The following is a 26,198-nucleotide window of genomic DNA, read 5'->3' as shown; positions in this document are numbered from 1 at the left end:
AGATTGACGTGCAGTCACTTCCACCTCAATTTGGTTGCGTTTTGATACCATTTGAAGACTATGTCAATACAGTTTCAAAACGCAACCAATGAGGAACCCGATGCCTGATCGCACGCAATGGACGGACCCGCACTGCCCGACGGCCCGAGCGGCCGACATCATCGGCGACAGATGGTCGCTGTTGATCGTGCGAGACGCCTTCGACGGGTCGTCGAGGTTCAGTCAGTTTCAGCGAAACCTGGGCATCGCAAAGAATATCTTGACGGACAGGCTGAAAACCCTTGTCGAGCAAGCAATTTTCGAAGTCCGACCGAACGAACAAGGGACCCGCAACGAGTACATCCTGACCGGACGCGGTATGGATCTGTTCATCGTGATCACGAGCCTGCGGCAATGGGGAGAGCGCCACGCCTTCGATGACGGTGAGCCACACTCGATCTTGATCGACGACACCACGGGCGATCCGGTGCCCAGGCTTCGACTGATCAACGCACGGAATATCGACCTGGACCCGGCAAGTACACATGTGGAGAAGGTCGAGGAAGGCTGACCCGCAACTCGCCAGATCGGTAGATGGGCGCACAGGATTCGAAGTTCGCGCATACTCCGATCATGACTGTCGATCTCGAGTTTTCCTGGCCGCAGTTTCTCTGGATTGCATTCATCTTCGTCGGCGTACCCACAACTATCGACGCAAGCATCATCTGGACAATCTGGCGTTCGGAACGAACTGGCGTGGAGCACTCCACGACCGCCCTCGACGCCGGGCGCACGGGATCGGGCCCACTCGGACTGTGGCGCACCGGTCTGTTGGCCTTTGCGCTGGGCTTTCTGTCTTGTGTGGGCTGGCTCAGCTGGTCAGCCGACTACAAAGGCGGATTCCGCGGCCCCGGCCTGCCTGCCCCGACGCAGTTTCCTCCCTGGCAGGTGTTTGCCTGCGGATTAACGGTGATCCTCGCGTGTTTCGTTTCCGCGCATCGGTCGCGGTGGATGAAGGCAGGCGGCCTGACTGCAGCTGCCGGCACGGCTGCGGGATTCACCACAGCATTCAGTATCGACGCCAGTACTGATGTCACCGGACAGGCAGGCGTCGGCGTCGCACTGTCCACGATCGGATGGGGCCTCACCCTTACCGCACTGATGCTTCTGCGCGGCAAGTGGTCGCGACGAGAATGAATCATTGCCGGATCATCCATCCAACGAGTAAAGAATTCGATAAGCGAACCTAACACGTCTTGAAATTCATTAACAAGAAAATCGATTCCAGATACACGATCGCCTAATTGCCTGATTGCCGAACCTCCACGAGATCCTCGAAAAATATGAGACAGAAGCCTTATCGCTTCCATGCCAACCCTTTGACGCATGCGGATCATAATATGCTTCGGACATCACGTGGAAGCGCACACAAGCCTGTGACTCACGACATTATCCGATTTATCACGGGAAATCGTGATAAATCATCACCGTCACTGAACTGCAACAACGCCTTAAGTTACAGATTCAACTAGTTCCAAACCATGGGGTTTCTTCCTTTTTCTCGGCGTCTCGAATCCGTAATGCTTGACATCGAATTGTCTTTCGTTCTCAATGAGCGATGTCAACTGACGATGATGCATCTCAGCGCATCAACGCAGTAATTCCGCTATCGAATCCAGTGAAGGGACCAGCCGCGAAATGACGGTTGCCGAGAGCTTGAAAGATAGGAATCTGTACTCCAACCTCAGGCGTGCTGCTGATTTGAGCAACCCATTCTGGGATCGCGCAGTCAGTGAGGGTCTGGCCGATATCACCGCCGATCGCGTCGCAGGTTTCGAACACCGGACGATCCAAGGATACGAATTCGAGAACTTCTCCACGTACTCGTATCTGGGGCTCGACACCGACGACCGAATTCGTTCGGGTGCGATCGCCGCTCTCGAGCGCGAACGAACGTTGAACAGTTCCATCTCGCGGATGAGAGTCCACTCCAGCCTTCTCGACGACACAGAGGCCGCGTTGAGCGAACTGCTTGACGCACATGTGCTCACCCTCGGATCCGCCGCAAACGCTGCGTGGAGTTTGCTCCCCCTCGTTGCGTCCGGGTTGCTCACCGGCGGTGAACCTCCCCTCATGGTGTTCGACAAGAACGCACACTTCTGCCTCAATGCCATGAAGGCGAGCGTCGCCGACGAAACGAAGATCGTGACCATTCGGCACGACGACGTCGATGAACTCGAAAGTCTTTGCCGAACAAATTCTCAGGTGGCATACGTGGCGGACACCGTCTACAGCACAGGCGGGAAGGCGCCCCTGAACGAACTGTTTGCACTACAGGCCAAATACGGACTGATTCTCGTTCTCGACGAGGCGCACAGCACCTCGGTCATCGGACACAACGGGCGTGGCGCGGTCCTGGATCTCATCGGCAGCCTCAATGATCGAACATTCTTGCTGACATCACTGAACAAGGGATTCGGTGCTTCCGGCGGCGCGATCGCACTCGGTCGGAACGGGGGCAGTCGAAATCGTGATCTCGCACTTCGCTACGGCGGTCCGTTGACGTGGTCGCAGCGTGTGAACGTAGCCGGGCTGGGTGCTATTGCGGCGTCCGTGGAGCTCCACCGCAGCGGAGAGGTCGACAAGCGGCAGCGGCAACTCCGCACGGTTGTCGAACTGTTCGATTCGCTCGTCGACACGCCGGCATCGGGCGATGGACTCCCGATCCGCTTCGTCACGCTCCACGAGGAAGAACAAACCATCACCGCAGCACAGAAACTGCTGGCTAGCGGTTTCTACACATCGGCGGTCTTCTTCCCTGTCATCGGCCGGGGCAAAGCCGGGCTGAGACTGATGCTTCGGGCGGACCTTCCACATGCAACGATCGAGCGCTTCGCCGACGTCCTACGAAGAGTCACGGAATGAGCGACGACCGCACTGTCGCAGTGACACCTCTGGCTTGTGCCGTCGTGTTGACAGCACAAATGGCCACGACCATCTACCTCCCTTCACTGCCGAAGATCGCGACGGATCTGGGCATCGAAGATTCCGTGGTGAAGTGGTCTGTGACACTCTTCGTGATCAGTGCCGCACTTCCAGTGGTCGTGTGGGGGCGGTTGGCAGATCGACTCGGACGCAGGACGGCACTGTTGTCCAGCTTAATACTGTTCGTGATTGCCTGCGTTGCATTGGCTTTGGTCCAGAGCGCCGCCGTACTACTGATCGGCCGGATCGTTCAAGGCATCGGAGCAGGGGGTGCGGCCATCATCGTGCGAATGATGGTGAAGGACAAGTTCACCGGTTCGGAGTTGGCTAGTCGATTGTCGCTGTTGTCGATGGCATTTGTGGTGGCACTGGGCGGTGGCCAACTGATCGGCGGCGCTCTCGCGTCGTTCACCTCGTGGCGAACCGGCTTCGGCGTGCTCGGAGTACTCGGAGCAGCACTCGCTGCGGTGGCACTGAGGACCGAGAACACCACAGTCCGCGACAACAACGAACGCGTTGTTCGGTGGAATGCCATAGTCCTGACACCCCAGTTCTACAAACCAGCCATTGCGGGGGGCCTGGGTTTCGGCGCGATAGTCCTTGTGCAGCAATCGAGCCCCTTCCTGTTCAGCGATCGATTCGACCTGCAACCGTGGGCATTCGGAGCCTTCGGAATCCTCTACGGAACCGCCTACTTCAGCGGCGCGCTTTACGTCAATCGAAGGGCCACAACCGTCGGTTCAGAGAAGTTGATGCGTCGAGGTGCGCTGTGCATGCTGCTTGCCGGCCTCGTCCTCATGCTCTGCTGGTATCCCCCACTCGGTTCCACGCCGTTGCTCGCGGTCTTCCTGCTCGGATACATCGCACTGACATTTGGGCAATCACTTCTCTTCCCGAACTCGGCAGCATCAGCAGTGACGCATTTTGCTGAAGGCGGAGCCATCGCCGTCGCGTACTGCGGACTCGTACAGCAGGGGATTGCCGGCATCGCCTCTGTAGTCGGACCTCTCGCATCCGATGAACGCGTGTGGTCGGCAATCGTCGCACTGATCACTGCAGCAGCGACTGCGCTCGTATTCTCCCTCCGCACAGCTTCCTCCGAACCGACAGTAGGTACGTCCCATGCCCGTCATTGAACGCACCGCACAACTCGACCCCGGTACCCGCGAGCAGAACTTACTGGCATACAAGCAAATTCGCGATCGAGTTGCGGACGCGCAACACTTGTCCGTTCACGGGGCACCCGAGCGGTCGGTCGCCAAGCACCGGGCTCGCGGCAAATTGCCCGCTCGCGAACGCATCGATGCTCTTCTCGACGTGCAGTCCCCGTTCTTCGAGATCGGACAACTGGCCGGATTCGAGGTGTACGACGAGCAACTCCCGTCGGCTGGTCTGGTCACGGGCGTAGGGCTCATCCGCGGCTCACTCTGCGCCATCTTCGCGAACGACGCCACCGTCAAGGGCGGCACCTACTACCCGCTGACCGTCAAGAAGCAACTGCGATTGCAATCCGTCGCTCGTCGGCTGAGGCTGCCGTGTGTCTATCTCGTCGATTCCGGAGGTGTTTTCCTTCCGATGCAGGACGAGATCTTCCCCGACGAGCACCATTTCGGCGAGATGTTCAAGAACATCGCCGAAATGTCGGCGGACGGCATCGTTCAGATCGCAGCGGTCATGGGTTCCTGCACGGCTGGAGGTGCATACATCCCAGCGATGTGCGACGAGACCGTCATCGTCCGCGGTACCGGCACCGTCTATCTGGGCGGCCCTCAGTTGGTCAAGGCTGCAACCGGTGTCGACGTCGAACCGCAAGAGCTCGGCGGCGCCGACGTGCACGGGGTGATCAGCGGCGTCGTCGATCACATCGCCAACGACGACATCGAGGCTCTGAGCATGATCGCCGACATCGTCGCCCGCGGTGATCGACGGGAGGTACGGGCGCCGTCACGATCTCCGCGACCACCTCTTCACTCCCCCGAATCGCTCGACACGGTGATCCCGGCTTCCTCGAAAACCCCGATCGTCGCGCGCGACGTTCTGGCCCACCTGCTCGATGCCAGCGAATTAGTCGAGTACCGAGCGAATTACGGCCGAACCATCGTCTGCGGGACCGGCCACATCGAGGGGTACACCGTCGGGGTCATCATGAACGACGGTGTGCTCTTTTCGGAGGACTCCCTCAAGGCCGCGAACTTCGTCGAACTGTGCTCACAACGAGACATCCCATTGTTGTTCCTGCACAACGTCAACGGATTCATGGTCGGGAAGCAGTACGAAGCGGAAGGTATCGCCAAACACGGAGCGAAACTGGTCAATGCCGTTGCCTGCGCCAGGGTTCCCAAGCTCAGCATCGTCATCGGCGGAAGCTACGGGGCGGGAAACCTCGCGATGTGCGGACGCTCGATAGGTCCTGACTTCATGGCCGTGTGGCCGAACGCGAAGACCACCGTGGTCGGTTCCGAGCAAGCAGCGTCGGTGATGGCATTGATGAAGATCGAATCTGCGCGCACACGCGGAACTCCGCTCACGGAAGAGGAAATCGAGGAAATCAAACGGCCGATACGCGAAGGTTACGACCGGCAGGGCGAGTCGGTGTACGTCGCATCCAGGCTATGGGTGGACGCGATCGTCGACCCGGTCGACACGCGATCCTGGGTTTCACTCGCGCTGTCCATGCTTCCCCGCAATCACGGAACAACGCGCTTCGGCGTCTTCAGGATGTGAGAACATGACTCGACTTCTCATCGCCAATCGGGGTGAAATCGTCACGCGCATCGCGCGCACGGCCCGTCGTCTCGGCATGTCGGTAGTGACGATCTCCTCCCCCGTCGATTCACACGCACAGTGGCATCGCCTCGCCGATCACACCGTGCTTCTGGACGGAGACATCCCCTCGGAGTCCTACACCAATTCGGATCAAATCATTGCGGCCGCGCTGGCCGCGGATTGCGATGCCGTGCACCCGGGTTACGGATTCCTCTCCGAAGACTCCGATTTCGCTGAAGCCGTCGTCGCTGCAGGTCTGACATTCGTCGGTCCGGCCGCTGAATCCATCGCTCTACTCGGAGACAAGGCAAGAGCGAAGAAGGCCGCCGCTGACGCCGGCATCCCGACTCTCACCGCGTGGGGCGAGGCAAGCGCCGATCCCGATACCGTCCTCGGTCACGTTCGATCTCTCGACGTGCCGGTGCTGCTGAAACCGGTGTTCGGGGGCGGCGGCAAGGGGATGGTTCGACTACATCCGGGTGATGACGCACGAGAGGTCATCACCTCTGCAATCGGTTTGAACGAAAGGAACTTCGGCCGCGGCGACCTGATGATCGAATCGCTGGTGGAGCGTCCGCGTCACATCGAAGTTCAGGTCCTCTTCGATTCCTTCGGTACAGGAGTTCACTTCTTCACCCGTGAATGCTCCCTACAGCGTCGCAACCAGAAGATCATCGAGCAGGCACCGGCAAGTTCTGTCCCCGAATCGGTCCTGGGAGCCATGCAGCACGACGCTCTGCGACTACTCGGAGGCGTCGGCTACGTGAATGCGGCAACCGTCGAATTTCTGGTTGACGCCGAAAACCGCTACTACTTCCTCGAAGTCAACACGCGCCTGCAAGTCGAACACACGGTCACCGAGGAAGTGACCGGCGTCGATCTCGTCGAACTGCAACTCGACATCGCCCTCGGCGCCCGTTTGCCGTTACGGCAGCGCGATATCGCGCTGCGGGGTTTCGCGGTGCAAGCCAGAATCTACGCCGAGGATCCGTCGAACGGATTTCGGCCCGCACCTTCACATTCTGTGGACGTAGCCTGGCCGTCGACGGTTCGCATCGACAGTGCTTTCGAGGGTGCCGGCAGCATTGCGCCGTTCTACGATCCGATGATCGCAAAGGTCATAGCAAGCGGTCCGACGCGGTCAACCGCACTGGAATCACTGGACCGAGCTTTGGCCGACTCCAGTTACTTCGGTGGAACCTCGAATATCGGTTTCCTCCGACTTCTCTTGGCGACACCGGCTGTGCGCGCGGATGACATTCACACTTCCTTCGTCGACGAGCACCTCCCTCGGTTGATCCCGGATTCTGCAGAGCTCCAGGCCACCGCCGCTGCTGTTGCGATGGTGTGGACTTCCGTCGAGGAACAATCGCCGGTCACCGGGTCGTCATGGACCGGCCCCCACGGACTACATCGAGAGACATTGCGCAAGGTGGGATCCGACCCGATCGGACGCGAACTCATTGCCGACGGCCGCGTCGTGCCGACAACGGTCATCTCACAACGAAGCAACCACTGGATTGTCGCCGCCGACGGCCGGAACATTTCGGTGGTCGTCAGGGGCGGAACCGACGAAGTGACACTCAGCCTGGTCGCCGATGGTTTGACAACCACCGCTGGGCGCCTCGGAGTCGGCACCGGTACATGGGTGTGCGTTGGTGGCTGGACCGTGAAGGTGATCGAGAAAGTCTATACAGCAAAGGGTTCCGATCTCAGCGACGGAGAGATCACATCGAAGATGCCGGGAACCGTGCTGGCAGTGCTGCAGACTGGAACGCGGGTGTCGGAAGGTGATGTCGTCGCGGTCGTAGAAGCAATGAAGATGGAGACTGCCCTTCGTGCTTCCTCACCCGGAATCGTCTCGGCGGTGACAGTAACGGTGGGAGATGTCATCGATGCCGGACAAGTGCTGGCAGCCGTGGCGCCATGAGTAAAGATTGCCACGATCTTATCTCTTTCTTGACTGAAGTAATTGTTACACAATATCTTTCATGTCAGAAGCAGGGGGAATCGAGCGTCGCGCAGTCATTGTTTCCGCAACCGAACTCCGCGAACTCATTCGTTCCGATCGGACGCTCGTCGTCGTCAACGTGGTACGAGACAACAGCGAGGGCGGAGCCGGAATCATTACTGCGCCGCAGTCCATCACATTGTCGATAAACGACTTTCAAAGCAGTGGCGGCGGGACTGAAGGGAATCGACCGCTGCCAGATCTCGACGCATTCGGAGGAACACTGAACGATCTGAAAGTATCCACCGATGCTCACATCGTGGTCTACAGTTCGGACAGCCCCCTGCTTGCGGCCCGCGCGTGGTTCACGCTTCGCTGGGCGGGACGTTCAGTGCGGTACTTGGACGGCGGATCGTCCGCATGGGCTTCATCCCGAAAACCCATATCGACAAACGATTCGATGCCCGTACCACCTTCCACCGCTAGCACGACACTCGCCGACGCAGAAGGCGCCCTGCGCGCGGCATCGGCCGGCAGATTGCTCGACGCCCGAGGATCGAGCAGTTTCCGCGCCGGCCACATCCCCGGATCTATCTCAGCGCCGGCAACTGACCTACTCGACGACAACGGATTCCTACTTCCCGACCGCGAGTTACGAGAATACTTCCACCAGTTCGGAATAGAGCGTGGTGGCACCGTCGTGTCGTATTGCGGCGGCGGAGTTGCCGCGTCGCACAACGCACTGGCGCTTGCAGCGGTCGGCATCAGCTCCGCGGTCTACGTCGCGTCGTGGTCGGGGTGGAGCGCCGACCCCGAACGACCCGTCTCCACTGACATCCATCACACACCAAGGAATCCGGACCAGCGATGACACGACAGATGATCCTCGGCGCCTACATGGTGTTTCCGAGTATGCACAGTGCCGGAATGTGGCGACATTCGTACTCGGAGAATGCCTTCGAGGACAGAGCGCTCTACGAGCGATACGCGCAAGCCGCGGAACGAGCGAAATTCGACCTGATATTGATACCTGAGCGTGTGCACTACGTCGACGGCCACACCAAATACGGTCTGCTGACCGGCTTTCAACATGATCCGACGCAGTTGGCTGCAGTGGTAGCCGGCGTAACAAATCGTATCGGTCTCGGCGTAACCCTTTCGGCAAGCTTCAACAGCCCGTACAACTTGGCGCGAACTCTGGGCAGCCTCGACATACTCAGCGGTGGGCGCGCGGCCTGGAACATCGTGATGACGGCGCCCGGTCCGGCAAACGACAACTTTCCCGAAGTCGATCGGCTTCCGAGAGAAGAACTGTACGAGCGCGGCGACGAGGTTCTCGAAGCGACCACCGCACTCTGGTCATCGTGGGACGGCGACGCCGTATTGGCCGATCGCGACAGCGGAATATACGCAGACACAAGCAAGATTCACGCGGCCGACTACAAGGGCAAATACTTGTCGGTGCAGGGTCCACTCACCTTGCCACAATCACCTCAGGGCCGCCCGGTCTTCATCCAGGCAGGTGAATCGGCGCGAGGGCGCGAGTTCGGTGGGCGGTGGGCAGATCTGGTCTTTGCGATCGACCCGTTGGAGGAAGATCTTCGAGCGAAGCGCCAGGCAATTCGCGGCTACGCGGAAGAGGCTGGACGCGACCCCGATTCGGTGCGCCTCGTCGCCGCCGTGCAACCGATAGTCGGCGAGACGACGAGCATCGCGAAGGAACGGCAGGAGTATCTGCGATCCCTGATCCATCCGGATGCAGCAATCGAGTGGGTCTCCCACTCCGCCGGACTCGATCTGTCGCAGTTCGATCCGACAACTCCGATCAACGACGTCGTCGATCAGGGAAAAGGTCCGTCGCGTCGTCTGGCGCGGCTGATCGACGCCCAGGATCTCACTATCGCCGAAGCCGCACAGTTGTTCGCGCGTAACGATCTCACTCCCGAGATTGTCGGCTCGCCGCAAGAGGTAGCGGACGAGTTGACACATCTCTTCGAATCGGGAGCAACTGACGGTTTCATCCTGACGGCTACCCACTTCCCCAGGGGGCTCGACGACTTCGCCAGTTCCGTTGTGCCACTTCTGCAAGATCGGGGCGTGTTCCGGCGCGAATACACCGGAACGACCTTGCGGTCCAACATCTTCGATTCCACTCGCACTTCCACACGATGAACGGAACTCAGTCCATGACGACGTCGCGGCTTTCATCCACACCGATCCGAGTCGCCATCCTGGCGTCGACGCTTGCAGTTGCGGCTGGTTGCAGCACTGCAACACCATCTGCCAGCGCGGACTTCGAGCCCGCGTCCGGGGGCGATCTGACCTTTGCCATCAATACGTTTCCACCGTGCATCGACAAGACCCTGAACGGTCAAACCGCTACGGCGTTCCATCCCCTCTACGACAAACTCGTCGACCAGAATCTCGACACCGGGGAGATCGTTCCTTGGTTGGCGACGTCCTGGGAGGTCCAGAACGACGGTCGACGATTCGTCTTCACTCTCCAGGACGGAGTTACCTTCAGCAACGGCGAACGTCTGGATGCACAGGTCGTGGCAGATAACTTCGAGAGCCAGAAAAGACTGGGAGACAGCGGTTTCGCAACCACTGCGAAATCTCATCTCGCGACCTTCATCGGGGCCGAGGTACTCGACCCCTCGACCGTCGCACTCGATTTCTCGGAACCATCGGCAGGATTCCTTCAAGCCGCCCGCTCCGACACGCTCGCCATCATCGCACCGGAATCCTTGAAGAAGACGCCCGAAGAACGCTGCGCCCAGGGCGTTATCGCTTCAGGTCCATTCGTACAGAAAGAACTGGAGACCAACGCGAAGGTCGTACTCGCCCGTCGGGACGGGTACCACTGGGGATCCTCACTCAACAAGAACAAGGGAGAGGCATATCTGGATTCGATCACCTTTTTGGTGGTCCCCGAATCCTCGGTGCGAATCGGCGGTTTGACGTCAGGACAACTGGACGCCGCGATCGACATTCCGAGCACAGACGTCGACCGCGCACAAAGCGCCGGACTCACTGTCATCCCGTCCATTGCTGCCGGCATCAACGACTCGCTCTTGCTCAACCCCACGTTCGCGCCGGTACTTGCGGACCTGAACGTGCGGCGCGCCTTGGTGAAGGGCATCGATACCCAACAGATCATCGATACCACCTACACACCGAGTGACGAGAAAGCACGGAGCATCCTGTCTGTGAAAGCGCCCGGCTACACCGATCTCTCGTCCGAGTACACCTATGATCCGTCGGGTGCGAAGTCACTGCTGGACGCCAGTGGATGGACAGTCGGCGGTGACGGATTCCGAACCAAGGATGGTGAGAAACTGACCGTGGAATTGGCATACCGCAACCACCTCCCACAATCGCAGTTCGAACTGATCCAATCTCAGCTGCGCGACATCGGAGTCGCGGTGAACTTGCAACCTCGCTCGACTGCCGAGGACAACGCCGCGAGAACCGACGGCACGTGGGAATCGATCTACTTCCAGAGCTTGCGCGCCGACGGTGACGTACTGCTGGTGTTCAGTCCCACTCTCGGCTCGACCAAAGGCATCGCCTCGACTCCTGAGCTGAATACGTTGCTGGTCAAACAATCTCAGACCGTTGACATCGATGCGAGAAACGAAGTGTTGAAGGAGATTCAGGAGCTGATTGCCGATCAGGCACTGGCGATCCCGTTGCACGCCTCTTCGTTGATCTACGCGACGACTCCCGCGGTTCACGACCTGCGCATCCAAGCCGATCTCTACTCGGTGGACTTCGTGGATGCGTGGAAGAGCTAGTTCACACTTCCTCAGCTCGACAACCTGCTTCGACAAACCCTTTTCTCGGAAGGAACCCGATGTTCACCCGTCCTCGCACCGCGACGCTTCTGATCTCTGCCCTGGCCACAGTTGCCCTCCTTGGTACCGCTTGCGGAAGCCCAGATGAAGAATCGACCGAGCAACACTCCGGTGCAACAACATCCGGTATCAACTTGTCGGCCGAGCAGAACCGCATCAGTACCGACAAGGTTGATTCGATTGCAGCGAAGGTCCCTCAGGAGTTCCGCGACCGGGGCACGATCCGAATCACCGGCAACGCTGGAACCGCGCCGCCGTTGCGCTTCTATGCCGACGACGACAAGACGGTCATCGGTTCCGAGACCGACTTCGCGTATTTGATCGCAGAGGTGCTCGGGTTGAAAATCGACCTTCAGGTCGCGGATTGGGCGCAGAATTCAGTGCGGATCGATTCGGGAGATGCAGATGCGTTCATCTCCAACGTGACGGTCACCGAAGAGCGTAAAGAGAAGTACGACTTCGCGACGTACCGCCTCGACACTCTCGCATTCGAAGTCAGAAAGGACAAGAATCTCTCACTCGAGAAGCCGGAAGACATCGCCGGACTGAAGATCGGAGTCGGCGCTGCCACCAATCAGGAGGCATTGCTTGTGAAGTGGAACGAGGACAACGTCGCGGCCGGGCGTGCTCCCGCTGAAATCACCGTGTACCAGAAGACCACTGACTACTACCTGCCGCTGTCTTCCGGTCGAATCGATGCTTACTTCGGCCCCAACCCGTCATCGCAGTTTCACGCTGCACAGACTGGCGAGAACGAAGTGATCGGCCAGTTCTCCGGGGCCGGTGAGGCCGCGTTGGGCCAGATCGGTGTACTGGTCAAGAAAGACAACGGCTTGGTACAACCGATCAGCGAAGCGATAGATCATCTCATCGAAAACGGCACATACGAGCAAGTTCTCGAGCGATGGAAGATCACCAACGAGGCAGTCGACAAGTCGCTGGTCAATCCCCCTGGCCTCCCGAAAACGAACAAATAGGAGAACACCACTGGTGGAGTAAAAGCCGAGTCAGGCCGAAGGACCGGCGTCGACGTCGGTAGTTCCCAGCCGGGCGAACTGCGCCGGGTCACGTCGTTCGAGTCGGGAGCCGAGTAGCCAGCCGACAGCCAAGCTGACCGGTGTGACGGCAACGAGCACCACGTTCACTGCCGTGCCGGCGGCAGTGATCAGCTCCATCTGATCAACGATCAAATACGTTGCGTAGACCAACATCAGGAGAGCGGATGCGGGCGCGATCAAGACTCTCCACACCGAATGCCCACGGCGATCTTTCCAGAAGAAAGCGATGACAGCCGCGGCCGCCATGACCTGAAGCACGACGATGCCGACAATGCCTGGCGAGTTCACCCACAGCAGGAGTTCGAGGTACGGGTCTGCGCCGATGATCACGAACACGACGATCACCACCATCGCGAGGAAACTCTGGACTGCGCTGGCAACGTAGGGCGACTTGTAGACCGGATGTAGTTTGCCCAACGCTCGGGGCAGCACGCGTTCACGCGAGAGCGCAAAGACGTAGCGGGTGATCGCGTTGTGGAACGCGAGCAGACTGGCGAGAATGCTCGTGATGATCAACAGTTCCATCAAGGTGCTCGCCCAACCGCCGACGTACTGCTCGATCGCGTTGAAGTACATGCCGGCGGGATCGGAAGCAGCAAGCGCGAGAGCCTGATCCGGGCCGTACGCCTGAATGATGATCCACACCATGAATGCGTAGAAGAGTCCGAGGAACGCGACGGCAATGTACGTTGCCCGCGGAACCGTCCGAGCGGGATCTTTTGCTTCCTCCCGATACAGGGCGGTGGCTTCGAATCCGATGAACGCAGCGAAGGCCAGAGTCAACACCCCGCCGAGGCCTGGACTGAAAACATTGGAAGGAGCAAAGGATTCGACATCGATTCCGACGGCTCCGCCTTGAAAGAGGACCGCTCCTGCGAGCAGAACCAGAATCCCTGTCTCCGCGGTCAGCAAAAGGATCAAAAATCGCGCCCCGAGGTGTACCGATCGAGATCCGAGAAACCACACCAATCCAACACCCAACAGCGACCACAATCCCCACGGCAGATCTACCCCGACCAGGTCCGCCATAGTGGTTTGGGCGAAATATCCTAGAGCCCCGAAGATTCCGATCTCGAGAGCGTTGTAGGACACCAACGCGAGTACTGCTGCGGCGAGCCCCCAGCGAGGCCCGAGTCCAACTGAAATGTAGGCGTAGAAGGCGCCTGCATTGTGGATGTACTTGCTCATCGCAGTGAAACCGATTGCGAACACTCCCAACGCGAGCCCCGCCAAGATGTATCCGCCCGGAGCCCCGATGCCTGCAATGTTCAAGGCCAGCGGCGCGACCCCTGCCATCACGAGCAATGGAGCCGCTGCGGCCACGACGAAGAAGACGATCCCGGCAGTGCCCAGGACGCCTCCTTGCAGCTGCACGGTGGGCGAGGTTTCAGATTTCTTCATGAGGCACTTCTCCAGTGAAGGAAGGGGGCATGACGAGGAGAAAACAGGAACGGGAATCACCGACCGGATTAATCGAATCAGTTTCGATTATGATAGTTCCTTGTGACCGGCGCCACAAGGGCATAATCGAATCAACTTCGATTAGAGAGGTGGGACCGTGGGTAGACCTCGTATCGCACGCCTGGACCGCGAACGGATCGCAAAGGCTGCACTGGAACTAGTCGACCGCGACGGCGACTTCACGATGCCTGACCTGGCGAAACACCTGAATGTTCAAGTCTCGTCGATCTATCACCACGCCAAGGGCCGCGCCGCGGTCGTAGACCTGGTTCGTGATCGCGTCGTACGCGAAATCGACGGGTCGGCGTTCGAGCGCTTGCCATGGGACGAAGCGTTCTCCGAGTGGGCGAGGTCGTATCGAGCCGCGTTCAGTCGCCACCCCACTTCCATCCGCCTCCTCGCCACGGAGACGGTACGCGACCCCACGTCACTGTCGGTGTACCGCGCTCCCGCTGCGGGTCTGTGCGAGGCGGGATTCCCGGACGACCACATCTTGGCCGTCATCACTGCATCGGAGAATTTTCTGCTCGGAGCGGCACTGGATGCGGCCGCACCGGAGGTCATGATCGAAGCGGACGCGACAACACCCGACGACGCCCTGACTCGGGCACTTGCCGCGGCACCGAGGGGACCGGCCAGGGCCGAGCAAGCCTTCGAACTCGGCTGGACGGCATTGCTTTCAGGTTTTCGACGCCTCTTGCATGAGGTGCACGAGTAGCCGTCGCGAATCCGGCCGGGCGGTCAATGAACGCGCTTACCCGCCAACCAGGTTCGGGACACGACCAGGTCACTGAGTTCCTTGGACGAAGCAAGGTGGCGGGGATCGACAGGCAGCTGGATCATGTCGGCTCGCATGCCCGGAAGGAGGCGACCCCACGAGTTCTCTTCGAACCCTTGATAGGCGATACCGGCCGAATATGTCGCGAGGGCCCAGTCGAGGCCGACGCGTTCACGAGGCAGCCATCCTTCGCTCGGAACTCCTGCAGACGTCTGGCGGTGAATTGCGGTGGCAATTCCCTTGATCGGTTCGTGGGCCGTGATAGGCCAATCGCTGCCGAATGCCACTCGCGCGCCTCGCTCGGCGAGACTTCCGATGCGATATTGCAGCTCACCGCGGTCGACGCCGATACGCGGAATGGTCAGTTCCGTCATCAGAGGATCGAGCTGAGCCCAGAGCGGCTGGAAATTGGCAATCACGCCCAATGATTCGAACCGGTCAAGGTCGTCGCCGTCAACCAATTGCAGATGCGCGATCGTGGCGCGCCGATCACGCGGGCCATTACATCGATCGACGTATTCGATCGCATCGAGCGCCATGCGTACACCTGCATCACCGATGGCATGGATATGGATCTGAAAGCCCAACCGGTCCACTTCAGCTGCAACCCGACCGAGTTCATCCGTCGTCCAGTTACTGATTCCGTGCGAATGCGGACAGTCCGAGTACGGCGCAAGGAGCGCTGCCGTGCCGGCCTCGATGACACCGTCGGCGAAGAATTTCACCGTTTCGGCTCTGACTGTGTCACCGCCCCGTTCTGCAACTTTCTGCCGAGCCTCGACAAACGCCGGTAGGTCTGCTCTCCAGCTCTCAGGTGTTGCTCGGAAGGCAAGATTCACTCGCGTCGACAGGCGCCCGCTTTCAGCGGTGGCCAGCCAGATCTCGACATCGTCCAACTCGGTCCATGCATCCTGAACCCAAGTGATACCCGCTGCCGCAAGCATTTTCGATGCTGCAGCAAGCGAATCGACTCCGTCGTGAAGTGTTACTTCGGGAAGAAGAGCCAGTACCGGGTTGATCGCTCCCCATTCACGCAGTGTCCCCAGCAACTCGCCGTCAGCTGTTCGCACAATTTCCCCGCCGACCGGATCCGGGGTATCGCGCGTCAGACCGGCGCTCCGAAGCGCGGCGCTGTTGACCCACGCGGTGTGATAGTCCATCGTGCGCAAGACGACGGGCCTGTCCCGCACTACATCGTCGAGCCAGTGGGCGTCGAACAGTCCGCCCGGAGCCAGAGTGGGAGAGACGCCCTCTCCGAAGATGCACTCGGCGCCCGGATTCGCGTCCGCCCAGCGACGCACTTCCCGCACTACCTCGTCGATGCTGTCGCAATCACGAATCTTGGCGCCGCGCATTTCCAGGCCAGCCATCAACGGGTGAACATGGCCGTCGCCGAACGACGGTAGAAGCGCTCCCCCTGCCAAGTCGACAACTTCCGTACGGGCCGACTCCAACGCCCTGGCCGCATCCCCCAAAGCAACAACTCTGCCGCCTGCAACGGCCAATGCGTCACTGACACGGCGGGCCGAGTCCCCCGTACGAATCGTGCCTCCGACGAACAGAAGTTCGGCCTCCACTTCCAGCACCTCCGCAATTAATCGAATTTGATTCGATTAATCTAGACCGCGTTTGTACCGCCGTCAATAGCGGTTCAGGCGTTGCGAATTGAAGGATCTCGGGCGCTGTTCAGCCCGAAAGCTCAGTATCGCGAATAGTGCTGCATCTCCTCACGATCGGCAGCGCAGATGCACTTTCGATCGAGACCGCGGTCGGCTGTCACTGCGCAGAACCGGACGCCGAGCGGATCGTGGGATTCCATACTGTGCTGACACGCAGGGCAGATGGACGGCGTTTTCTGATCCGCGTCTGTCGACTCGGCTTGCCCTGGTGCATTCGACACATCGGACGGGTTCGACGCCATACAGGCGCTCCAGTTCTCGGCCGTTCGACCACAGACCGGGTTGGCGTCGAGGACGACATGGCTTGACCGCGCATATACGAATGACCCTCGACGTACCCCCACGCTACTCGCTTCGGCGCACCGGTTTGTACCAATTTCTGCCACGCGACAATCACCGTCGAGCAGGATAGAACTACAGCACGCACCATTTCCGTGCAGCGTTCGAATCCGTGCAGCATCCGAAGCGAAAGGGCTTCTTGTGAACACTTTCCAACGTGTATCCGCCGCCGTCAACATAGTGGTCCAACCACTGATCGGCGCTCCGATCGTGGGCAAATTACTCGGCCGTTCAATGACCGTCATCACCTACGTCGGCCGCAAATCGGGACGTACCTTCAGCGCGCCCGTGTCCTACAAAAGAAAAGGCGACCATGTGACGATCGGAGTTGCCATGCCGGACAAGAAAAGCTGGTGGCGCAATTTCTATCCGGAACAAGGCCCCATCGTTCTCCAACTGGACGGTATCGATCGTCCTGGCGAAGCCCTCGCACATCGAAAAGGCAAGGGAGTTTACGTTTCGGTCGAACTCGCGCCTACGGACTGAAACGATCGAAACGGCACCGGCGCAATAACATTCACTCCACACTGATCGCCGAGCCGTACCTCGGTGATCCATATCTCGTCGCGATCGGGACCTTTGACTCTGTGCAATCGACACTCGGTCTCGCACCGTTCGACGCGGGTTTTTTGTCGACCGTTTGACGAACAACCCGTCCTTGCCAGTACATTACCGTCCGGTAACATCGATGGCAGGCGCGAGCTGGAAGAGGTGACCACCGTGACGATCGGCATCTATCTGGTCGACGACCACGAGATCGTCCGTCGTGGATTGGCAGACCTGTTGAATCAGGTATCGGGATTCAACGTTGTGGGCGAGGCGTCCGGTGTTCGCGAAGCTTCGGACGGAATACCCGAATGCCGACCCGACGTGGTCGTCATGGACGTCAGACTTCCCGACGGCAACGGTGTGGAACTGTGCCGGGAACTGGCGTCGACCTGTCCGGAAGCGGCCACGTTGATGCTCACGTCGTACTCCGACGACGACGCCCTACTCGACGCCCTGATCGCCGGCGCACGCGGATTCGTCCTCAAGAACATCCGCGGCCACGACCTGGTATCCGCGATCCATACGGTCGCCACCGGCAAATCGCTGTTGAACACTCAGGCGGTGGTCGGTTTGGTCCGGCGCATCCGATCCGAGCAGGAGTCGGGCACTGCGGCAGCACTGTTGACCGATCAGGAACTGTTGATCTTCGAGTTGATCGGCAAGGGGCTGAGCAATCGAGAGATCAGCACGCACGCGGAACTCTCGGAGAAAACAGTCAAGAACTACGTCTCACGCATCCTCGAAAAACTGGGTCTCGAACGTCGAACGCAGGCTGCAGTTCTGGCGACCAAGATTCGTGCGGGCACTGCTTACCCGGATCCATCGGGACAGGCGACCACACACCTACTGACGCCGTCCGGTTCACCATTCTCCGCCACTACAGGCACACACCATGCCAGGTAGCCGCGACGCACTCATGCTCAGCCTTTTCGGCGACATCGCCGGAAGCGCAGAGCTGACTGCCCTCAACCCGACTGCAATTCCCAAGCTGCTCAGTGCCGTATTGACTGTCGGGTCCACCCTCCAACTCGACGAAACGCTGCAACAGATAGTCGACGTAGCAAGACATGTGCTCGAAGCGGACTACGGTGCGCTCGGCGTGAAGTCTCCCGACGGCCGCTTGTCGCGCTTCATCCATTCCGGTTTGAATCAGGGGCAGGTTGCCAAGATCGGGCATCTTCCCGAAGGTCACGGACTGCTGGGCCTGGTCGTTCAAGAACCTTGTCCGGTTCGAACCGACCGAATCGCCTCACACCCGTCCTCGGCGGGGTTTCCAACCAATCACCCACCGATGGACACGTTTCTCGGTGTTCCGATCTTCGTCAGGGGCGAGGTGTTCGGCAGCATCTACCTCGCGGACAGCTCGGAACGGACTGCATTCGACGACCGTGACGAGGCCGTACTCCAGATTCTGGCAAACGCTGCGAGCATCGCCATCGACAATGCGCGTCTGTTCGAGGAATCCCAAACGCGGGAAGCGTGGCTCAAGGCCGTCGCCGCCGTAAACGCACGCCTGCTCAGTGGAGGATCTCGCGACGAGACACTGGCCGAACTGGTTCGCACGACGCGCCGTCTCACCGACGGCAATCTGGTGTGCATAGTTCGCTACGACCTCGGCGAAGGGCCGGGTGTTCACGTCGCAGAATCCCGGACTCGCGGGATGACCGTCTCGGACGGCACAGTTCTCGATCTTTCCGGAACCGTGATCGACGAAGCTGCCCGCAGCCGGCGAACGATTTCCGCCCCCAGCGCCAGTGCTGTTCCGGCACTGCATGTTTCCAGCGAGGAATCCGTCGTCGCACTCCCATTGTCGGGAACCTCGTTCGGCGGCGGCGTCCTCTTCGCGTCACGCCGCAGCGATCGTCCGTGGGGCGTCGACGAGATCGAGCAGCTGACGGCAATGGCCGACATCGCCGCTGTCACTGTCGAATTCGCCGAACAGCAACGAAAAGAGCGACTGGTCGACGTCCTCGAAGATCGAGACCGAATCGCGCGTGATCTTCACGACCACGTCATTCAGCAGTTGTTCGCCACCGGATTGAGTTTGCAGGGGGCATTGCAACGTCCCTGCGACGAGGAAACCATTCGCACGGTGTTGGACAACTCCGTTGATCAACTCGATCGAACGGTCCGCGAAATCCGCACCGCAGTCTTCGACCTCCACACGAGTGAGATGTCGACTCCCACAAGCCTGCGACGCCGATTACTCGACGCCGTCAACGGTCTGTCCGGTCACTCGTCGATCACTCCCAGCGTCACTTTCGAGGGGACCATCGACAGTTCCGTCCCGGCTCGACTCGCCCCGCACGCCGAAGCCGTTGTGCGAGAAGGGTTGAGCAATGCTCTGCGGCACGCCCATGCCAACGCCATCGACGTCACCATCCGGGCAACGGAAGATCTTGTCATCAGCATCGTCGACGACGGTGTGGGAATCGACCAGGCAACCAGAATCCACGGTCTCGACAACCTGGCGACCCGCGCTCGTCAGTGCGGCGGCTCGAGCAACATCACCAGCGAGAACGGCGTCACCGAATTGGTGTGGCGAGTTCCGCTGAGCCCCAGGCGAAGTCCGTTGTCAATCCAGCACGGTTGAGCGTCAGAGCGGATCCAGTTGGGCCTTGAGCAGGCAGAACTCGTTACCTTCTGGATCGGCCAGGACATGCCATTGTTCCTGCCCCGTCTGGCCGATGTCGGCCGGCCGCGCACCAAGACCCAATAGGCGTTCAAGTTCGGCTTCCTGATCGCGGTCGGTGGCGTTGACGTCGATATGCAGGCGGGGCTTACCCTTCTCCGGTTCGTCTCTGCGACTGAGGATGATCGTCGGCTGCGGACCGCCGAACCCTTCGCGCGGGCCGATCTCCAGAGAACCGTCGTGCATTCGATCGAGCACGACGAAGTCCAGGACCTCGCACCAGAACCGCCCCAGAACCTCAGGATCCCGGCAACCGAGCACCAATTCACTGATACGACATGCCATGACAACTCGCTTTCCATCCGCAAGGACAATTGTCTTTCGACCGTACCGGACCACGTGATCTACGCCATGCCGCCCTGTCCGATCCTCGGGACCTTTTCCCCTCGTCCGAGGTCGTGGCCGCCGCGATCATTGCGTTTATGTTCCACAGTCCCAAGAATTCTCGGTATTTCGTCACGTCGATGCGCACAGGCGGCCGTCGTGGTTGATCTCGCGCCCCGGCCGGTCGACGAGGTCGATATCCACGTCGGCGCAACTCCCCGGACCGCTCCGAAGGGTTCGAAACTGGTCGAGATCCTGAGGACCACCGATCACAAGATGATCGGGCTGATGTACATCGTGACATCGTTTGCCTTCTTCCTGATCGGCGGACTGATGGCGCTGCTCATGCGCATGGAATTGACTGTCCCGGGAATGCAATTCCTGTCAAACGAGCAGTACAACCAGTTGTTCACCATGCACGGCACGATCATGCTCTTGCTGTACGCGACCCCGGTCTTCTTCGGATTCGCCAACTACCTCATGCCGCTGCAGATCGGCTCGCCGGACGTGTGTTTCCCGCGGCTCAATGCGTTCAGCTACTGGTTGTATCTCTTCGGCGGCCTGATCGCCTCCGCCGGGTTCGTAACACCCGGTGGTGCAGCAGATTTCGGCTGGACCGCTTACGTGCCACTCACCAGCGAACTCCACTCCCCCGGTATGGGTGCCGACCTGTGGATCATCGGGCTTACTCTCGGCGGCGTCGGCACCATCCTCGGCGCAGTCAACATCGTTTCGACGATCGTCTGCCTACGGGCCCCCGGGATGACGATGTTCCGCATGCCGATCTTCACGTGGAATGCGCTGGTCGCCAGCATGCTGATCCTCCTCGTTTTTCCGCTGCTCGCTGCTGCCTTGATCGGGCTGTGGGTGGACCGGCACCTGGGAGCGCATTTGTTCGACCCCGCGACAGGTGGAGTCATGTTGTGGCAGCACCTGTTCTGGTTCTTCGGCCATCCCGAGGTCTACATTCTGGCGCTTCCGTTCTTTGGCATAGTCTCCGAGATCTTCCCTGTCTTCAGCCGCAAGCCGATCTTCGGATACACCGGATTGGTCTACGCAACACTGGGAATTGCAGCTCTGTCGATCGCTGTGTGGGCGCACCACATGTACGCAACCGGCGCCGTTCTCCTCCCCTACTTCTCGTTCATGACCTTCTTGATCGCAGTTCCCACCGGAGTCAAGTTCTTCAACTGGATCGGCACGATGTGGAAGGGGCAGTTGACTTTCGAATCGCCGATGCTGTTCTCCGTCGGATTCCTGGTCACATTCCTGTTCGGCGGACTCTCCGGCGTAATTCTCGCAAGCCCGCCCCTGGACTTTCATGTCACCGACTCGTACTTTGTTGTCGCGCATTTCCACTACGTCCTCTTCGGAACAATCGCGTTCGCGACATACGCCGGAATCTATTTCTGGTTCCCGAAAATGACCGGCCGGATGTTGGACGAGAAGCTCGCCAAGATCCATTTCTGGTTGACTCTGATCGGCTTTCACGCGACATTTCTCGTCCAGCATTGGCTCGGCGCTCAGGGTATGCCTCGGCGGTACGCGGATTACCTGCCGTCTGACAATTTCACTCTTCTCAACACGATCTCGACCGTCGGCGCGTTTGTGCTCGGAGCCTCGACGATTCCGTTCATCTGGAACGTTTTCAAGAGCTATCGGTACGGCAGGATCGTGACGGTCGACGATCCCTGGGGATTCGGAAACTCACTCGAATGGGCGACGTCCTGCCCTCCACCACGACACAACTTCACCGAACTCCCCCGAATCCGCAGTGAGCGGCCTGCATTCGAACTGCACTACCCCCACATGGTCGAGAGGATGCGCGACGAGGCGCACGTCGGACTGCTTGGTCACAAGCCGGTTTCCACGGTAAGCACAGAGGTGAAACGACATGAATGACGGCACGAAGTATCGAGCTTGGGCAGAAAGTCAGCAGGTTGAACGCCGAGCGAAACCCGGCCATCTCCTGATGCCGTTGCTCTTCCTCATGTTCGCAGTCACGACGCTCGTGTGGTTGCCACTGACAACTGCCGCTTGCTCGATAGTAGTTGCAGGATTGCTGTTCGGCACTGTCCTGCAAGCCAGTTCGCATTCAGCAGAACCTTCGACAGACATAACGCGAGGAGCTCGGAATGACCTCCCAACTTTCGACTGACGTCTTCACCTCGGAGTGGTCCGCAGACGGAGCGGTCGTCGTGTGCATCGATGGATCCCCGCTGCGCACCGACGTGATCACGTGGGCGGCCGAGTTCGCGCATCGCCACAGTCTCTGGATGCGAATAGTTTTCGTAGCTCCGAACACCGCAGATCCGAACACCGCAGATCCGAATACCTCGGCATCACCGACCGGCCTGTTCATGGAAGCCATTCAAATCGCAGAGTCGGTGTCGCCAGATCTTCGGATCCGGACCGATCTGATCTCCGGGGAGAACACCGCAATCCTCACCGCGTTGACGTCCGAGGCTGCCTTGATCGTCAACCCGTTGATCGTCACACCACAGGACGATCTCACTGCACCCGCCCCGGCATGTTCATTCGCAACAGTCGGAACTTCGTGTGAAAGCCAGGCTACGGCTGATCTTCCCGTTGTCGTCGGTTTGGACGGAAGCGCCTACAGCGAAAGCGCTTTGGCCATTGCATTCAAGGAAGCCGAGGCGGCGAGCACCGAACTGGTCGTCGTGCACGCCGCCCCGCCCGAGGCCGAGCTGAGTCGAAACTTCGCAGCCGGGCACGCGCCCCAGCATTCGACGCCGCTGACGTGGCAACTGTCAGGTTGGGCCACGCTCTACCCAGGCGTCACCATCCGACAGATCGAGTACGACGGCCCCTCGGTTGCCATTCTGGAACAACTCTCCACCGAGGCACGGCTTCTCGTCGTGGGCCGGCGCGGCCGAGGTTCGTTCGACGACACCGCTCTCGGCACCACGAGCAGTGCAATGATTCGAAAAGCTCACTGCCCGGTCATCGTTGCGAGCGAAGCCTGAATTGGATCCTCGCTCGGTCAGAACCCGTAACTGTGGATGGGTGCGAGCTGACCGGCGTGGTGGGCTTCGATCACGAAACGCTCGTGGTCGACCAACTTCTCCGGGAGTTCGTCAACCGGCCACCACCGCAGATCTGCAGATTTCAACGGCTCCATCCGGCGTGGTTCACCCGACCACGTGCGGCATTCGTAGAAGAAGTCCACTCGATGATCCACCGGGTCGACCCCTTCCGCATGTCGGCGATGCAACACGGTGAGTGGCTTCAGTTCCGAGGAAAGCAGCTCCACGCCAAGTTCTTCCGCGGCCTCCCTGACAGCCGCATCGAGTGCCGACTCCCCCAGTTCGACGTGTCCCGCAGCAGCGTGAGCCCAGTATCCGTCCATGAAACCGGTGCCCTCACGCAACTGCAACAGCACCTCCGGCCGTTGCGCCGGGTTGCTTCGACGAAACATCACGTACACCGCTGGTACCAGCGCAAATTGATCGGCCACATGACCACGCTATCGTGCGGGAAACGGCGGCGCCCCGCGAGAACAAAGCTCGCGGGGCGCCGTCGGCTAATCTGCTGAATCAGTTGACGTCGAACCTGTCGAGGTCCATCACCTTGGTCCAGGCGGCAGCGAAGTCCTCGGCGAACTTCTGCTTCGCGTCTTCGCTGGCGTACACCTCGGAGAGTGCGCGCAGTTGCGAATTCGATCCGAAAACAAGGTCGACCGCAGTTGCCGTGTACTTCGGATCTCCAGTCGCCCGATCAACCCCGTCGTAGACGTTCTCTTCCGTCTTCGACGGCTTCCACTCGGTACCCATGTCGAGAAGGTTGACGAAGAAATCGTTGGTCAACGTCTCGGGACGGTCGGTGAACACCCCGTGGCCGGTCTTGCCGAAGTTCGCGTTCAGCGCGCGAAGTCCGCCGACCAGAACTGTCACCTCGGGCGGGGTCAGCGACAGCATGTACGCGCGGTCGACCAACAGAATCTCTGCCGGAATCTTCTCCCCTCCCTTGAGGTAGTTCCGGAATCCGTCGGCCCGGGGTTCGAGTACCTCGAACGAGTCGACGTCTGTCTGCTCCTGAGTCGCATCCGTACGTCCCGGTGTGAACGAGACCGTGATGTCTTGTCCGGCGTTCTTCGCGGCCTGCTCGACTGCCGCTGTACCACCCAGAACGATCAGGTCGGCAAGTGAAACCTTGGCTCCACCAGCCTGGTTGAATTCCTGCTGAACTCGCTCGATGGTCTGAAGCACCGCGGAGAGGGCTGCGGGCTCGTTGACTTCCCAGTTCTTCTGCGGCTCCAGGCGAATTCGAGCACCGTTGGCGCCGCCGCGCATGTCAGTGCTGCGGAAGCTCGCAGCCGACGCCCACGCGGTCGATACCAACTGTGAGACGGACAGCCCGGAATCGAGAAGTCGACTCTTGAGGATCGCGATGTCCGCGTCCCCGATCAGTTGATCATCGGCCGAGGGAACGGGGTCCTGCCACAACTGCGGTTCGGGAACCCACGGTCCCAGGTAGCGCGTGACCGGTCCCATGTCGCGATGCAGGAGCTTGTACCAAGCCTTGGCGAACTCTTCAGCGAATTCTTCGGGATGATCGAGCCAACGCCGTGTGATTTTCTCGTACGTCGGATCCAGGCGTAGGGAGAGGTCGGTGGTCAGCATCGTCGGAGTACGTCCGGCCGACGAATCGAACGGATCCGGGATCGTGCCGGCCCCCGCGCCATCCTTCGGGATCCACTGCCAGGCACCCGCCGGGCTCTTGGTCAGCTCCCAGTCGTATCCGTACAGAATCTCCAGGAAAGTGTTGTCCCACTTCGTCGGAGTGGGAGTCCACACGACCTCGAGACCACTGGTGATCGCGTCCTTACCCACGCCCGTACCGAAAGCGCTCTTCCAGCCCAGTCCCTGTTGCTCGACGGGTGCGCCTTCCGGTTCGGGTCCGACGAGGTCGGCCGGACCGGCACCGTGTGTCTTGCCGAAGGTGTGGCCGCCGGCGATCAGCGCGGCCGTTTCCACGTCGTTCATCGCCATGCGAGCGAAGGTTTCTCGGATGTCGCGGGCGGCCGCTACCGGGTCCGGTTGTCCGTTGGGTCCTTCGGGATTGACGTAGATCAGGCCCATCTGAACTGCGCCGAGCGGTCCGGACAGCTCACGGTCTCCGCTGTAGCGCTCGTCGCCGAGCCAGGTGTCCTCAGGACCCCAGTAGATCTCCTCGGGCTCCCAGATGTCTTCTCGGCCGAAGCCGAAGCCGAAGGTCGTGAACCCCATCGACTCCAGAGCGCAGTTGCCTGCGAACACCAGCAGGTCGGCCCAGGAAACCTGCTTTCCATACTTCTGCTTGACCGGCCAGAGCAGGCGACGTGCCTTGTCGAGGCTGGCGTTGTCCGGCCAACTGTTGAGCGGGGCGAAACGCTGAGCGCCCTGACCGCCACCGCCACGGCCGTCTGCGATGCGATAGGTGCCGGCAGCATGCCAGCTCATACGCACGAAGAGTCCGCCGTAGTGTCCGTAGTCGGCCGGCCACCAATCCTGCGACGCCGTCATCAGCGCGATGACGTCGCGCTTGAGCGCCTCGACATCGAGTTTGGCGAATTCCTGGGCGTAGTCGAAGTCGGCACCCATGGGATTCGACTTGGACGAATGCGCATGCAAGACAGAGAGATCCGGCTGATTCGGCCACCAGTCCCGGTTGGTTCTCGGACGATTCCCGGTCGGTGTCGGAGACGGGATCGCGGGGTTTTCACTTTCGCTGGTGCTCGCGGTGTTTCCATCGTGAGCAACCGGGCAACTATCGGACAC

Annotated in this window: 22 protein-coding genes; 16 read left to right on the top strand and 6 right to left on the bottom strand. The window is 60.0% G+C overall.

Annotated features, from left to right (window positions below):
* The first annotated feature begins 100 nt into the window (after positions 1-100).
* The 10 genes from B0E55_RS17850 (at position 101) to B0E55_RS17805 (ending at position 12,515) form a co-directional block, all read left to right on the top strand.
* The gene (locus B0E55_RS17850; protein WP_080910217.1) at positions 101-550 is read left to right on the top strand and encodes a winged helix-turn-helix transcriptional regulator; all 450 of its coding nucleotides are present in this window, start codon (positions 101-103) and stop codon (positions 548-550) included.
* A 23-nt stretch (positions 551-573) separates the two neighbouring features.
* Positions 574-1,176: a hypothetical protein gene (locus tag B0E55_RS17845; protein ID WP_080910138.1), complete on the top strand. Its 603-nt coding sequence runs from the start codon at positions 574-576 to the stop codon at positions 1,174-1,176.
* Between the two features lie 501 nt (positions 1,177-1,677).
* Positions 1,678-2,904, top strand: coding sequence for an aminotransferase class I/II-fold pyridoxal phosphate-dependent enzyme (locus tag B0E55_RS17840; protein WP_080910137.1), 1,227 nt, complete (start codon positions 1,678-1,680; stop codon positions 2,902-2,904).
* Entirely contained in the window at positions 2,901-4,100 is a 1,200-nt protein-coding gene (locus B0E55_RS17835) for an MFS transporter (protein ID WP_080910136.1), read from the top strand. The genes B0E55_RS17840 and B0E55_RS17835 overlap by 4 nt, the downstream gene beginning before the upstream one ends.
* Positions 4,087-5,688, top strand: coding sequence for a carboxyl transferase domain-containing protein (locus tag B0E55_RS17830; RefSeq protein ID WP_080910135.1), 1,602 nt, complete (start codon positions 4,087-4,089; stop codon positions 5,686-5,688). The genes B0E55_RS17835 and B0E55_RS17830 overlap by 14 nt, the downstream gene beginning before the upstream one ends.
* Before the next feature lie 4 nt (positions 5,689-5,692).
* A complete protein-coding gene (locus B0E55_RS17825) occupies positions 5,693-7,660 on the top strand; it encodes an acetyl/propionyl/methylcrotonyl-CoA carboxylase subunit alpha (protein WP_080910134.1) in 1,968 nt (655 codons plus the stop codon).
* A gap of 61 nt (positions 7,661-7,721) precedes the next feature.
* Positions 7,722-8,552: a sulfurtransferase gene (locus tag B0E55_RS17820; protein ID WP_080910133.1), complete on the top strand. Its 831-nt coding sequence runs from the start codon at positions 7,722-7,724 to the stop codon at positions 8,550-8,552.
* Positions 8,549-9,853 (top strand): NtaA/DmoA family FMN-dependent monooxygenase, encoded by a 1,305-nt coding sequence (locus tag B0E55_RS17815; RefSeq protein WP_020968687.1) that lies wholly within the window; start codon positions 8,549-8,551, stop codon positions 9,851-9,853. The genes B0E55_RS17820 and B0E55_RS17815 overlap by 4 nt, the downstream gene beginning before the upstream one ends.
* Positions 9,854-9,867: 14 nt before the next feature.
* Positions 9,868-11,478 (top strand): ABC transporter substrate-binding protein, encoded by a 1,611-nt coding sequence (locus tag B0E55_RS17810; protein WP_157902084.1) that lies wholly within the window; start codon positions 9,868-9,870, stop codon positions 11,476-11,478.
* Positions 11,479-11,537: 59 nt separating this feature from the next.
* Positions 11,538-12,515 (top strand): ABC transporter substrate-binding protein, encoded by a 978-nt coding sequence (locus B0E55_RS17805; RefSeq protein WP_020968685.1) that lies wholly within the window; start codon positions 11,538-11,540, stop codon positions 12,513-12,515.
* Between the two features lie 30 nt (positions 12,516-12,545).
* Here B0E55_RS17805 and B0E55_RS17800 read toward each other — a convergent pair whose 3' ends face one another.
* A complete protein-coding gene (locus tag B0E55_RS17800) occupies positions 12,546-13,997 on the bottom strand; it encodes an APC family permease (protein ID WP_046378074.1) in 1,452 nt (483 codons plus the stop codon).
* 157 nt (positions 13,998-14,154) lie between these two features.
* On the opposite strand from B0E55_RS17800, the gene B0E55_RS17795 reads away from it, so the two are divergent.
* Positions 14,155-14,775, top strand: a complete 621-nt coding sequence (locus B0E55_RS17795; protein ID WP_020968683.1) for a TetR/AcrR family transcriptional regulator — start codon at positions 14,155-14,157, stop codon at positions 14,773-14,775.
* A 23-nt stretch (positions 14,776-14,798) separates the two neighbouring features.
* Here B0E55_RS17795 and B0E55_RS17790 read toward each other — a convergent pair whose 3' ends face one another.
* Both B0E55_RS17790 and B0E55_RS17785 read right to left on the bottom strand, forming a co-directional pair.
* Positions 14,799-16,412: an amidohydrolase gene (locus B0E55_RS17790; RefSeq protein WP_080910216.1), complete on the bottom strand. Its 1,614-nt coding sequence runs from the start codon at positions 16,410-16,412 to the stop codon at positions 14,799-14,801.
* Positions 16,413-16,534: 122 nt separating this feature from the next.
* Entirely contained in the window at positions 16,535-16,756 is a 222-nt protein-coding gene (locus B0E55_RS17785; RefSeq protein ID WP_019747515.1) for an RGCVC family protein, read from the bottom strand.
* 238 nt (positions 16,757-16,994) lie between these two features.
* Between B0E55_RS17785 and B0E55_RS17780 the strand changes: the two genes are divergently transcribed.
* From B0E55_RS17780 to B0E55_RS17770, 3 genes are all read left to right on the top strand, one after another.
* Positions 16,995-17,339: a nitroreductase/quinone reductase family protein gene (locus B0E55_RS17780; protein ID WP_070797288.1), complete on the top strand. Its 345-nt coding sequence runs from the start codon at positions 16,995-16,997 to the stop codon at positions 17,337-17,339.
* A 234-nt stretch (positions 17,340-17,573) separates the two neighbouring features.
* Positions 17,574-18,305, top strand: coding sequence for a response regulator transcription factor (locus B0E55_RS17775; protein WP_078377539.1), 732 nt, complete (start codon positions 17,574-17,576; stop codon positions 18,303-18,305).
* On the top strand, positions 18,295-19,995 hold the full coding sequence (locus B0E55_RS17770) for a sensor histidine kinase (RefSeq protein WP_080910131.1): 1,701 nt from the start codon (positions 18,295-18,297) through the stop codon (positions 19,993-19,995). Before B0E55_RS17775 ends, B0E55_RS17770 begins: the two co-directional genes overlap by 11 nt.
* 3 nt (positions 19,996-19,998) lie before the next feature.
* Here the strand turns inward: B0E55_RS17770 and B0E55_RS17765 are convergent, their stop codons facing one another.
* Positions 19,999-20,379 (bottom strand): VOC family protein, encoded by a 381-nt coding sequence (locus B0E55_RS17765; RefSeq protein ID WP_020906510.1) that lies wholly within the window; start codon positions 20,377-20,379, stop codon positions 19,999-20,001.
* 198 nt (positions 20,380-20,577) lie between these two features.
* Here B0E55_RS17765 and ctaD point away from each other — a divergent pair, with 198 nt between their 5' ends.
* Positions 20,578-22,320 (top strand): aa3-type cytochrome oxidase subunit I, encoded by a 1,743-nt coding sequence (ctaD, locus tag B0E55_RS17760; RefSeq protein WP_020906509.1) that lies wholly within the window; start codon positions 20,578-20,580, stop codon positions 22,318-22,320.
* 233 nt (positions 22,321-22,553) lie between these two features.
* Positions 22,554-23,405 carry a universal stress protein gene (locus B0E55_RS17750; RefSeq protein WP_080910130.1) on the top strand — a complete coding sequence of 284 codons (852 nt, stop codon included), beginning with the start codon at positions 22,554-22,556 and terminating at the stop codon, positions 23,403-23,405.
* Positions 23,406-23,422: 17 nt separating this feature from the next.
* On the opposite strand, the gene B0E55_RS17745 is transcribed toward B0E55_RS17750, so the two are convergent.
* Both B0E55_RS17745 and katG read right to left on the bottom strand, forming a co-directional pair.
* A complete protein-coding gene (locus tag B0E55_RS17745) occupies positions 23,423-23,896 on the bottom strand; it encodes an NUDIX domain-containing protein (protein WP_020906507.1) in 474 nt (157 codons plus the stop codon).
* A gap of 79 nt (positions 23,897-23,975) precedes the next feature.
* Positions 23,976-26,198, bottom strand: a complete 2,223-nt coding sequence (katG, locus tag B0E55_RS17740; protein WP_080910129.1) for a catalase/peroxidase HPI — start codon at positions 26,196-26,198, stop codon at positions 23,976-23,978.

The sequence above is a fragment of the Rhodococcus sp. 66b genome (assembly GCF_002076325.1).
In the GTDB taxonomy this organism is placed as follows: domain Bacteria; phylum Actinomycetota; class Actinomycetes; order Mycobacteriales; family Mycobacteriaceae; genus Rhodococcus_F; species Rhodococcus_F erythropolis.
This window is presented reverse-complemented; position numbering and strand designations above follow the sequence as displayed.